This window comes from Streptomyces sp. NBC_00271, from assembly GCF_036178845.1.
In the GTDB taxonomy this organism is placed as follows: domain Bacteria; phylum Actinomycetota; class Actinomycetes; order Streptomycetales; family Streptomycetaceae; genus Streptomyces.
Genome location: NZ_CP108070.1, coordinates 941,864 through 953,666, shown reverse-complemented (window position 1 = coordinate 953,666; position 11,803 = coordinate 941,864). Strand labels below are relative to the sequence as shown.

Genomic DNA, 11,803 nt, shown 5'->3' with positions numbered 1-11,803 from the left:
CTCTCGTCGATTCGTGATGCGGGCGTGGGGTGGTTCAGGGAGCTCAGGGGGCCGTGGCGGTGATGCGGAGCAGGACGGCGGACGGCGCGGTGGGCAGGGTCAGGCTCAGCTCGGCGGTGTCGGGCGTCCAGGCGGAAACGGCCCGACTGACCGAGGGGTAGAGCAGATCGACACGGGCGGCGGTGTCCCGCAGGTGGCGCAGGTGCAGCGTCGCCGTGATGTCGGTTCCGGGTCGGCGCCAGACGGTGAGGTAGGTGGTGGCCGGGGTGCGCAGGGCAAGGGCGATCCAGGGGTCGTCCCAGGCGGGAAGGCCCAGGGGCCAGGACGGCACGGCCCCCGGCAGGTCGGCGCGGATGGCCTTGTACGCCGCTACCGCCTCGTGGACCAGGGCGCGGGCCTCCGGCTCGAGTTCGGGAATGCGGCCGGAGAGATGGATCCGGCCGAGGAGCGCGTTGGCCATGGTGAAGGCCACCTCGTCGAGGGTGTTTTCGGGCTGGGGGTACGCCCAGACGGCACCCTGTTCGGGGGTGACGGCGGTGGGCGCGGAAGCCGCGATGGGCGCGTAGAGGTGGAGGTTCTGCTGATCGCTCGTGGACTGCAGCTGCATCCGGGACAGCAGGGCGTGGTCCCAGCGCATGCCGCCGGAGGAGCAGTTCTCCACCACCAGGTGCGGATAGCGGTTCAGGATGCCGTCGAGCCAGGCGAGGTGCGCCCGGTTGTGGCCGAGCAGGCCGGCGCCCGGGGTCTCGCCGGGGCGGGCGCTGGTCCCGGAGCCGGGGTCGATGTTGTGGTCGAGTTTGAGGTAGCCGACGCCCCACTCGCCGACCAGGCGGTCCACGACCTGGTCCAGGTGGGTACGGGCGGCCGGGTGGCGCAGGTCCAGGTGGTGCCGGCCGGCCTCCGTGACGCGGGCGCCGTCGCGGCGGAAGAACGCCTCGTCGGGCAGGGACTTGGCCATGGGGCTGCATACGCCGATCACCTCCGGCTCCAGCCACAGGCCGGGAACCATGCCGCGCTGCCGGATACGGTCCAGCACCTCGTGGATCCCGCGCTCCCCGGGAAACCGGGAGGCGGCGGGTTCCCAGGCGCCGACGCTGTCCCACCAGCCGCCGACGTCGCCGTCGTACCAGCCGGCGTCGATCACGAAGTACTCCGCGCCCGCGTCGGCCGCCGCGTCGATGAGCGGCAGCAGCTTCTCGGTCGTGGGGTCGCCCATCAGGCAGTTCATGTAGTCGTTGAAAATGACGGGCAGGCGTTGGTGGTCGGCATGCGGGCGGCGCTGGGCGCGGCGGTAGCGGGTCAGCGCGGCGAACGCCTCGTCCGGGCCGCCGTCGTCGCTGAAGGACAGGGCGGCGGGTACGGTGCCGAAGACGGCGCCGGGTTCAAGGGGGTGCCGCCAGCCGTGGTGAGTGTCGGTGGGTCCGAACAGCGCCGCGTAGGCCGCCTTGTCCCGCTCGCCGCACTCCCAACGCCAGCCCCCGCCGTTGTGCTCGATCTGCCACACCCAGGTGCGGCCGGTACGCCGGTCCGTCAGGCCGCCCATGGGGAGGCGTCCGCAACTGGACCAGGTGCCCTGTCCGTTCACGGCGAAGCCGGCCCGGCCGTTCGCGTGGCTCACGCGTCCGCTGTGGGCCGGTGTGGTCAGGCGCATCGGCTGCCGCTGCCAGCGGCACTCGGCGAGCCAGTCGTTCTCCGCCCACAGCAGATCCGCGGCGTCGATGGCCGCCGGGTCCTTCGGGGTGAGGCAGCCCACCGCGAACGAGCTGACCGACTCCAGGTGCAGCGTGGTCCGCCCAACGTTCCGCAGGGTCACCTCGCTGCGGAGCACGGGGATGCCGTTCGGTGACCGGTAGGTCACCTCCGCGACCAGCCCGGTCTCCGGATCGTGGAGGTGCACGGTCAGCGTGTGCCAGTCGCCGTCGCGGGTCGCGCGGTGGGTCCGGTGGCGCAGCCGTCCGCCGAGATCGGTGCCCACGAGGAGGTCGCCCGACCAGCCGCGGCCGTGACCCGCGGCCGTCACCTCCACCAGGGGCAGGGACGCACCGGGGATTGTCTGCGCTTCGCCGGGCAGTCCGAGGTGCGTGAGGCGCGGGCTGCCGTCGTCATCGAGCACGATCTCGAGGTGAAGGGCCTCGTGCCCCCAGTGGAAGGCCTCTTGTTCCTTGGTCATGTCGGCAGTTCCTTGGTCATGTCGGCAGTTCCTTGGTCATGTCGGCCCTTTCGAGGTCAGTGCCCGCGCAGTACCGCGCAACCGCCGGGCGGCAGTTCGGACACCGTGCCGCCGGTGAGCAGGTCGTGGGCGGGCTCGGGCAGCGACACGGGTTCGGCGCTGTGATTGATCAGGAAGCGCCAGTGGCGGCCGTCAGGGGCGTGCCGGGTGACGGCCTCGACCCGCGGGGGCAGGCCCGGCAGCTCGGGGCCCACTCCGGCCTCGTCGAGCAACCGGGCGACCAGGGCGCCGTAGTCGGCGTCGTCGAGGTAGGTCGAGAGGTACCAGCCCTGCCCGGTGCCGAAGCGGTGACGGGTCAGCGCCGGGCTGCCGGTGAGCATCCCGTGGGTGTAGGTGGCGAGCGTCTCGGCGCCCTCGGTGCGCAGGGACTCGCTCCAGGCGGTGCCCTGTGTGCCGTCCGACAGGGTGATCCGCTCGCTGCGCCGCAGTGGCCGGTACTCCTCGACGCGGATGCCCAGCGCCTCGCGCAGGGGAGCGGCCGGGTAGCCGCCGAGATGGGCGTGGAGGCGCTCGTCGACGTAGCCGCTCGCGTGCTGGACGAGGAGTGTCCCGCCGTCGGCGACGTATCGGCGCAGCTTCTCGGCCACCGCGTCGGAGAGGAGGAAAAGGGCCGGTGCGACGACGAGCGGGTAGTGGCTCAACTCGTGTTCGGGGTGGGCGAAGTCGACCGTGACACCGGCGTCCCACAGTGCGCGGTGCGCCCGGCCGAGTGCCGCGTGGTAGTCGAGTTCCGTGGAGGGCAGGCCGTCCACGCCGAGTGCCCACCAGGCGTCCGGGTCGTGCAGTACGGCCACCTGCGCGGGGACCGTCGAGCCCGCCAGCTCGGCGAGCCGGGCGACGGCCTCCCCGGTCTGCGTGACCTCGCGGAAGATCCGGCTGTCGGGCCCGGCGTGCGGCACCAATGCCGAGTGCCAGGTCTCGGCGCCGGCCCGGGACTGCCGCCACTGGAAGAAGAGGGCCCCTTCTGAACCGCGCGCGATGTGACCCAAGGTGTGGCGCAGGATGTCACCGGGGTCCTTGGCGAGGACCCGGTCGCCGTCGTAGACGGTGTTGGTGCCCTGCTCCATCAGCAGCCAGGGACGGCCGCCGCCCAGCGATCGGGCGCGATCCGCGTGGAAGGCGACGTCGGCGGCGGCGCCCAGGCCGGGCGAGGTGGGGTACTGGTCGGAGGTGACCACGTCGAGTTCCCGGGCGAGGCCCCACAGATCGAGGTTCTGGTACGAGGGCAGCATCAGGTTGGTCGTCACCGGCCGGTCGCTGTGCGCGCGGATCGCGTCGCGCTGCTCGCGGTAGGCGGCGATGACCTCGTCGGCCCAGAAGCGGTGGAAGTCCAGATGCTGGCCGGGGTTCTTGTGCCAGTTCGTCGCACGCGGCGGCAGTACCTGTTCCCAGGAGGTGTAGCGCTGGCTCCAGAAGGCCGTTCCCCAGGCCTCGTTGAGGGCGTCGAGCGAGCCGTGGCGGGCGCGCAGCCACACCCGGAAGGCGGCAGCCGTGTGGTCGCAGTAGCAGAGGGTGGCGTACTCGTTGTGCACGTGCCACAGCGCGAGGGCGGGATGGTCTCCGTAGCGTTCGGCGAGCGCCCCGGCGATCCGACGGGCCGCGCTCCGGTAGGCGGGTGCGGTGAGGCAGTACGTGTCCCGGCTGCCGTGGACGAGTCGGATGTCGTCGGGCCCGACTGTCAATGCGTCCGGGCGAGCCAGGGTGAACCAGGGCGGTGGGGAGGCGGTGGGGGTGGCCAGGTCGACGGCCACACCGTTCGCGTGCAGGCGTTCGATGTGGGCGTCGAGCCAGGCGAAGTCGTAGCGTCCCTCCTCCGGTTCGAGCAGGGCCCACGAGAAGACACCCACCGTGGCCAGGTTGACCCTGGCCGTACGCATCAGCTCGTCGTCCTCCTTCCAGACCGGCTCGTCCCACTGCTCGGGGTTGTAGTCCCCGCCGAAGGCCAGGCCGCCCAGGCGGTCGGTGATGCTGCGAGTCGTCATGACGGTTCCTCGGGTACGGAGAGTCGAGTCGTGCTCTGTCGGGCCGTCAGGGCCGGTGACAGCAGTACTTGTTCGTTCTCGGGCCGCTCGCCTCGCGGGGAGGGGGCGGGGTGGGGGACGGCCGTAAGGTGGGGGGCGTTGTCGAAGCGCTTCACTTCCAGGCGAAGTTAACGGACATGTTTCGTGCGAAACAAGAGTCTCCACCGCAAGACGGTCCTCCTCTCCTGGTCCACTGACAGCCCATCAGGGAGAATGCCATCGTCGAAGCGCTTCGACAACCACGCTTCAGAGTCGATTCCGCATTCGATTCCGAGGGGTGGGCGCGGAGCATCGCCGGCCTGCTCGAACGGCTGATGTGCGACAGTGGCGCGTGAACTCCGACGGCACGATCGTCGGCGTGGAGTCCGGGCTGTGCCTGGACGTTACGGGCGCCGGTACGGCCAACGGCACGGCGGTGGAGATCTGGACCTGCAACGGCGGCAGCAACCAGAAGTGGACCGGTCTGTCCGGGACGCCGGGCGGCTCGTGTGCTCTTCCATCGACGTAGCGGTGATCGTCCACGGGTGTGCTGGCGCAGCCCGCGAACGGGTGGGTCTCGCTAAAGGACTTCTCCACCGTGGTGTACAAGGGCAAGCACCTGGTCTACGCGTCGAACGTGTCGGGATCGGGGTACGGCTCGATGGCGTTCAGTCCCTTCACGAACTGGTCGGACATGGGTTCGGCCGGCCAGACCGGTATGAACCAGGGCACGGTGGCGCCCACGCTGTTCTACTTCGCACCCAAGAACGTCTGGGTGCTGGCGTCCCAGTGGGGTGCGTGGCCCTTCTTCTGCCGCACGTCGAGCGACCCCACCAATCCCAACGGCTGGTCCTCACCGCAGGCGCTGTTCACCGGCAGCATCCCCTCAGGCGGCCCGATCGACCCGACCGTGATCGCCGACGACCAGAACATGTACCTGTTCTTCGCCGGTGACAACGGCAAGATCTACCGTGCGAGCATGCCGATCGGGAACTTCCCGGGCAACTTCGGCTCGTCGTACACGACGATCATGAGCGACTCGACGAACAACCTGTTCGAGGCGCCGCAGGTCTACAAGGTCAAGGACCAGGACCAGTACCTCGTGATCGTTGAGGCGATAGGTGCGAATGGGCGCTGCTTCCGCTCGTTCACGGCCTCCAGCCTGAGCGGTTCGTGGACTCCGCAGGCCGCCAGTGAAAGCAACCCCTTCGCGGGCAAGGCCAACAGCGGTGCCAACTGGACCAACGACATCAGCCACGGTGACTTGGTCCGCAACAACCCCGACCAGACCATGACCATCGACCCCTGCAACCTGCAGTTCCTCTACCAGGGCAAGTCCCCCACCGCGGGCGGACCCTACGACCAACTGCCCTGGCGGCCGGGTGTCCTGACCCTGCAACGCTGACCTGCTCACCGTCTCAAGGAACCCCAGCCGCGCGTCGGCTGGGGTTCCTTCGCTGTTACGGCGAGGCCCGCCGGCGAATGTCGCCGAGTGGCTTTGAACAGGATCGAATTCATGGACGAGGCGGCGTAGCCGTCGCAGGGTTGGCGCGACGACGGCAGGTCGCGCCCCGTCATCGACCAGGTCGTCGACCTCGGCTCGCAGGGGTGGCGGCCGACGGGGGTCGGCCGCGGACTGAAGGAGAATCTCAATGATCGTGTCAAGCCGCCTGCGTGACCGGCGGGGCGGAGGTGAACAGTCTCTTGTCACGCAGCAACGCCCACAGAACGTCGACCCGGCGCCGGGCGAGCGCGAGCAGGGCCTGGATATGCAACAGTCCTTCGGCGCGCTTCTTGAGGTAGTAGTCCCGGGAGGGGCCGGGTCGCATCATGGCGGACTGCGCGGACATGTAGAACAGCCAACGCAGGCGCCGGTTGTAGCGTTTGGGCCGGTGATAGTTGCCGGTGCGGCGGCCGGAGTCGCGGGGCACCGGCGCCAGGCCGGCGTGCGAGGCCAGGCGCCCGGCGTCGCGGTAGCCGGACAGGTCACCGACGATGGCAACGAACTCGGCACCCAGGATCGGGCCCATGCCGGGCATGGACTCGATGATCTCAGCGCGGTCGTCGGCGCGGAAGGTCTCGCGGATCTCCCGGTCGTTGTCCTTGATCCGCTCGTCCAGGGCCAGGAGCTGGTGGGCCAGGTCGCGCACCAGCTTGGCCGCCCGGGCCTCCCCGGGCAGGGCAGTGCTCTGGGACTGGGCAGCCTCGACGGCCTTGACCGCAACGGCGTCGGCGCCGCGGACCTTGCGGCGTTCCAGCCAGGTGGTCAACCGCTTGGCGCCGGTCCGGTGCAGAGCAGCCGGGGTCTGATACTCCGTCAGCATGACCACCGGGCCCTTGGCCGCGGAGTAGTCGAAGGCCCGCTCCAGCGCGGGGCAGATGCCGACCAGCAGGTCACGCAGCCGGTTGATCAGCCGGACCCGGTCGGCGATCAGGTCGCGCCGGTAACCGGTGCGCAACTGGAGCGCGGAGACCAGTTCTGGAGGAGTCTCAATCGGAGCGAAGTCCCGGCGCATGCGGGCCTGGTCGGCGATGACCAGGGCGTCTTTGGCATCAGTCTTGCCCTCACCGCGGTAGGCGCCGGTCATCCGGTTGACGGTGCGGCCGGGCACGTAGACGACCCGCTGCCCGTGCGCGATGAGCAAGGCCAACAGCAGGGCGGAGGCCCGGCCGGAGATGTCCACCGCCCACGCCACCTCGTCGGCCTTCTCCCGGGCCGTGTCGATCAGCGTAAGGATCTGGGCCTCGTCGTTGATCACCTTCGTCGAGAACAGCGTCTCACCGTCGGCGTTCACGCCACCGCCCAGTGATGCCCCTTGCCGGCGTCAATGCCGACCCATATCCGCGCGTGAGGCGTGCTCAAGCCCGTCGCTCCGTTCCACCGTGACCAGCACTTCCGTGGCCCGGGGAACACTCCGCCGACAGGTCCTTAACCAGCGATGACCGCAGTTCTCAATCAGTGGTCGGAGCATCCCGGAGGACCGGGCGGCCATTCTCCTGGAGCCATCAACAGCAAACACATCATCAGCCACACCCGGTCCTCCCGGACCGCCCAACATTCTTAAGGACCATCATGTGCAGGATCACGCGGGGCGCCGCCGCGCTCGCCATCGCCGCGGCTGCTCTGACGGCGGTCGGTACCGGCTCGGCACACGCGAATGACAGGCCCGTGTACGGCTGTCCGGGCGGGGCGGTGTGTATCTACCCCGAGGGTGCGGACATCCGTACGAGCACGCCGAGGGACATCTTCTACAGTACGGTGCCCACAATCTGAGCGACCAGTTCGGCGACCACTATGTGCTCAACAACCAGTACGGCAGCGGCAACGCCACCGCCCCATTGTGCAACGGCTACAACGGCGATGACTGCGTGACCGTCATCGAGCTCAACGAGTTCGGCGTCTTCAACCTGACGCCGATCAACTCGGTCGTAATGAACCGGCCGTAGCCGCCTGCCGTCACCAGCCTGTCGGCAGACCGGCGATGAACGAGGTGAGCCGGTCGGCGATGAGTCGGTCGTCGTGGGCCGAGTAGTGCCAGTCGCAGCCGAGGAAGTCCAGGCCCGAGTCGTCGAGAAACCAGTAGCGGACCCGGCTGTCGCCGCCGTCGTTGCGCGCCTTGACGACCTGCTGGACATGGTCGGCGTACTGGCCGGCGCCTACCGCCACGATGGTCGTGTCGGCCCCGTAGCGCGTGCGCAGCTTCTGGACGAAGTCGCCGTAGGCGCTGCGGTAGGCGGCCGCGAGGCTGTCGGGCGTCCACGGCTCACCGGGGTTGATAGCGGTCGAGAAGTCGTTGGTGCCGAGGTTGACCACCACGACCCGGGGGCGCCAGGTGCCCGGGTTCTGCCAGACGTCGCCGGACACGTTCAGCAGGGCACTGTCGTAGAAGGTCCGGTACGTGACGTCCCGTGAGCCTCCGTTGTAGTTGCGCACCATGCCGAGGCCCGAGTAGCCGTTGATCTGGTAGTCGGCGTTCAGTTGCCGGGCGGTTAGGGCGCCGTAGCTCACATCGGAGTTGGTGTTCCGTTTGACCTGGTCCCAGGTGCAGGTGCGTGAGGTCGAGAGGTTGCCGTAGCCCACCGTGAGGGAGTCGCCGATGAACTCGATCTGGCGGTTGCGGGCGGCCGGTTTGCTCAGTACGGCACCGCCGGGCGCGGCGACGAAGCCTCCGAACGTGCTGGTGTCCCCCGGGGTGTCGTTGCGCTTGACGAGCCGGACGGTGTGCGTGCTGTTCGACAGGCCGTTGATCCAGTGCGTGGTGTCGCCGGGCGTGACGAGTGTGGCGACGGTGGTTCCATCGACCTGGACGTCGTAGTCGGCGGCCGAGTCGTTGAGCACGATGCCCACGCCGGTGCCGCTGACGCGGCCCTCGAAGTACACACCAGGCCAGCTGTACTGCACGGTGTCTCCGGCGTCCTTGACCCGCCCCGCGGTGTGCACCTGCGTCGGCACTCCTGTCGCGCGGACCAGTTGCCACTGCTGGTTGGCGCCGCCCCAGTCGGTGTACTGCACGACCTTGGCGCCGTCCGCGGTGGAGGCGTTCTCGACCTCGACGGCCTTGCCGCTGTTGCGGTTGATCAGCCGGACGTAACCGTCCGGGGAATCGGCCAGCCGGAACTGCTGGTTGGTGCCGCCCGCGTCACTCCACTGCGCGATGTCCGCGTGGTCGGCGGTGGAGTAGTTGAGCACGTCCAGCACCTTGAGGGAGTGCTGCGCCTTGAGCCGGTAGTAGCTGCCGCCCGAGTCGACGAACCGGAACTGCTGGTTGGCGCTGTCGGTACGGGTCCACTGCGTGAGACCCGCCCCGTCGGCGGTGCTTGCGCCGACCACGTCGAGCACCTTGCCGCTGCCCCGGTTGACCAGCACGTATGACGCGCTCGTATCCACGGTGGCCGCCCGCGCAGTCCCGGCGGCGCCAAGCCCGGTCAGCAGCGCCGCCAGTAAGGCGGTCACCGTGGTCAGCACTGCCGTACGCTTCCCACGTCCCCACCACGACCCGTATGTCATATGCGTGTCATCTCGCTGCATTTGTGTCCCTGTCGCTGAGTGTGGCCGTCCGTCCCCCGGGACACGCGCCCAGTCGCGTGGAGGCACGCTTTGGCATCCCGGACGCAACAGGACCGCTCCGCCGCCCTACACGGGAACAGTGCTGCGCCTGCTGAGTCCCCCCAGCCTTCGGAGCTGACGTCGGGGGCGTCGAGGCGGCAGCGACACGGTCGTCCGGCTCGCACGGCACGGATTGCGCTGCCACGTCCGCGGCAGCGCGCTCCGCCGGCTACAGCGCGGTGAAGGTCCACTGCAGGTTGGTGCTGCTGCCGTAGGTCCACTGCTTGGTGATGGAACCCGAGTCGACGTTGCCGCCGCCGTCGAGGGCCAGGCCGGTGGTGCGGTTGGCGATCGAATAGTGGTCGCCACCGCGGTGAGTGATGGTCCACTGCTGGTTGGTGCCACCGTTCCAGGCGGCCTGTCTGGCGGCGGAGCCATCGGTGGTGGCGCCCCAGCCGTCGGCGACCATGCCGTTTGTGCGGTTGACCAGCTTGTAGTAGCCGCCTCCGACCTCCACCGCCTGCCACTGCAGGTTGGAACTGCCGTTCCAGGTCCACTGCTTGAGGTCGGACCCGGAAGCGACGTTGCCGCCACTGTCCAGGGCCAGGCCGTCGGTGACGTTGGTGATCCGGAAGAACGTGGCCGGGTTGAACTGGACCCTCAGCGAGGTGATCTGGTCGTTGTTGCCAGTGACCCGCAGGTCGGGGTTCTCAGCCGTGAACGTCCAGGAAGTGCCGGTGAAGTCGTCCCCGGAGTAGCCGATCACCTGGTAGCCACGGGCCGGCCGGAGGGAGGAGAGGGTGCGCACGCCCAGCCCGGCCGCGGTCAGCTCGGCCGACGTGTAGTCGCCGACGGCGAGGACGGCGGAGTCGCCGGTGTAGTCGACGTCTGCGAAGGCGACGGCGCCGGCGAGTGGCCGCAGGCCCGGGATCGGGCCGGAGAAGTTGAGCTTCAGGACGTAGGCGCCGGCACTGTACGGCGCCGAGGAGGGCAGGGTGACCGTGAGGCCGGAGGAGTTCTGGGCCGGTGTGGGCAGATCGATGTAGGTGCCGGCTGTGTTCCCGAGGAGCTTCACCGAGGTCAGCGAGGAGAGGTTGATCCGGTCCGAGTTGAGGGTCTTGATCGTCAGGGAGCTGCCGGGCCAGCCCAGGACGGCGGCATACAGGACGTTGCCGGCCTTGTTGCGGGTGAAACGGATGTCCTCGGGCGTACCGGCATGCGGAGTGGTGAACGCACCGCCGCCCATCTTCGTCGGGCCCTCGCCGTACGTCGTCCACGCGCGGGTGGAGTACACGGACTCGCCGAAACGCTTCAGATGGTCCCCGATACCGAGCAGGATGTCCTTCTGCGCCTGCGGGATGGTGCCGTCGGCCATCGGGGCGATGTTCAGCAGCACGTTGCCGTTCTTGCTGACCCGGTCGAGGAACGAGTGCAGCATCTGCGGGATGCTGTAGTAGCCGATGCCCTGGGTGTAGCACCAGCTGGAGCTGGAGATGCTGTCGTCGGTCAGCCAGTACGGGGTGGTGAGATCGGCCGGACCACCGCGCTCGTAGTCGAAGACCTCACCCTTGCCGTGCATGCCGTCCTTGTAGGTGGCGACGACCTCACGGCCCCAGCTGTTCGCCTGGTTGTAGTAGTACGCCAGGAAGTTCAGCCGTTGCGTCTCGTCGACGGCGTCAAGCTTGAAGTCCTGCCAGAGGACGTCGGGTTGGGCGCGGTCGACGACCTCCTTGAGCTTGTCGTACCAGAGCTGGTTCTCCGCGGTCGAGCCCAGTTGCCCGTAGAGCTTCTTGAGGCTGGGGTCCGTCTGGGCGGGGACGTATTCGTAGAAGCCGTTGAAGTGGTACGCGTGGTGCATGGCCACCAGCAGCTTGAGGCCCTTGGCGCGGATAGCCGTGGAGAAGAGCCGCAACAGGTCGAGCCCCGGGCCCTTCTTCACCGAGTTCCACTCGTTGACCTGGCTGTCCCACATGGAGAACCCGTCGTGGTGCTCGGCGACCGGGCCGGCGAACCTGGCGCCGGCGTCGACGAACAGCTGCACCCACTCGTCGGGGTCGAACTTCCCGCCCGCCGATTTCAGCTTGGGCGCGAACTTCACGAAGTTGCCCGCCAGGTCCTGCGCCCCGTTGATGAAGTTGTGGTACGGCCATGCCGATGGCTGGCCGTAGGTGGCGATGTGGTGCTGATTGGCGTTGCCGCCCGCCTGGTACATGTTCCGCGGGTACCACTCGCTCTCGTAGGCGGGGACGCTGAAAACGCCCCAGTGGAAGTAGATCCCGAACTTCGCGTCCTGGAACCACTCCGGGGCCGGCGGGTGCTGATCGACCGAGTTCCAGTCGGGCGTGTAGGTGCTGGGCGCCGCCTCGGCGACACCGGCACTGAACGCACCTCCGGCAACGGCCGCCGTGGCCACGCAGGTTGCGGCGGCCAGGAAGTGGCGTCTGTTGATCGAGCTCGACATGGGCACATCCCTGATGCGGAAGGGGACAGAGGGAATGCAGGACCAAGCATGAAGGTCGGCCATTC

5 protein-coding genes and 2 pseudogenes are annotated in these 11,803 nt (G+C 68.8%); 2 read left to right on the top strand and 5 right to left on the bottom strand.

Features of this window, described 5'->3' with window-relative positions; translation table 11 throughout:
* Positions 1 to 43: 43 nt before the first annotated feature.
* Positions 44 to 2,170 (bottom strand): alpha-galactosidase, encoded by a 2,127-nt coding sequence (locus OG798_RS04745; RefSeq protein WP_328756373.1) that lies wholly within the window; start codon positions 2,168 to 2,170, stop codon positions 44 to 46.
* 56 nt (positions 2,171 to 2,226) lie between these two features.
* A complete protein-coding gene (locus tag OG798_RS04740; RefSeq protein ID WP_328756372.1) occupies positions 2,227 to 4,212 on the bottom strand; it encodes a beta-galactosidase in 1,986 nt (661 codons plus the stop codon).
* 358 nt (positions 4,213 to 4,570) lie between these two features.
* On the opposite strand from OG798_RS04740, the pseudogene OG798_RS04735 reads away from it, so the two are divergent.
* Positions 4,571 to 5,635 (top strand): annotated as a pseudogene (locus OG798_RS04735) (non-reducing end alpha-L-arabinofuranosidase family hydrolase); the annotation flags it as partial.
* Positions 5,636 to 5,891: 256 nt separating this feature from the next.
* On the opposite strand, the pseudogene OG798_RS04730 reads toward OG798_RS04735, so the two are convergent.
* A pseudogene (locus tag OG798_RS04730) lies at positions 5,892 to 7,093 on the bottom strand (IS110 family transposase).
* A gap of 332 nt (positions 7,094 to 7,425) precedes the next feature.
* On the opposite strand from OG798_RS04730, the gene OG798_RS04725 reads away from it, so the two are divergent.
* A complete protein-coding gene (locus OG798_RS04725; protein WP_267060484.1) occupies positions 7,426 to 7,677 on the top strand; it encodes a hypothetical protein in 252 nt (83 codons plus the stop codon).
* 10 nt (positions 7,678 to 7,687) lie between these two features.
* Here the strand turns inward: OG798_RS04725 and OG798_RS04720 are convergent, their stop codons facing one another.
* Both OG798_RS04720 and OG798_RS04715 read right to left on the bottom strand, forming a co-directional pair.
* Positions 7,688 to 9,238, bottom strand: coding sequence for an RICIN domain-containing protein (locus OG798_RS04720; protein WP_443053708.1), 1,551 nt, complete (start codon positions 9,236 to 9,238; stop codon positions 7,688 to 7,690).
* A 268-nt stretch (positions 9,239 to 9,506) separates the two neighbouring features.
* Positions 9,507 to 11,738 (bottom strand): alpha-L-fucosidase, encoded by a 2,232-nt coding sequence (locus tag OG798_RS04715; RefSeq protein ID WP_328756370.1) that lies wholly within the window; start codon positions 11,736 to 11,738, stop codon positions 9,507 to 9,509.
* Positions 11,739 to 11,803: the final 65 nt, after the last annotated feature.

Excerpts from the sequence above, each read along its gene's own strand:
- OG798_RS04745 (WP_328756373.1), bottom strand. The coding sequence starts at position 2,170 with ATGACCAAGGAACAAGAGGCCTTCCACTGGGGGCACGAGGCCCTTCAC.
- OG798_RS04740 (WP_328756372.1), bottom strand. The coding sequence starts at position 4,212 with ATGACGACTCGCAGCATCACCGACCGCCTGGGCGGCCTGGCCTTCGGC.
- OG798_RS04720 (WP_443053708.1), bottom strand. The coding sequence starts at position 9,238 with ATGACATACGGGTCGTGGTGGGGACGTGGGAAGCGTACGGCAGTGCTG.
- OG798_RS04715 (WP_328756370.1), bottom strand. The coding sequence starts at position 11,738 with ATGTCGAGCTCGATCAACAGACGCCACTTCCTGGCCGCCGCAACCTGC.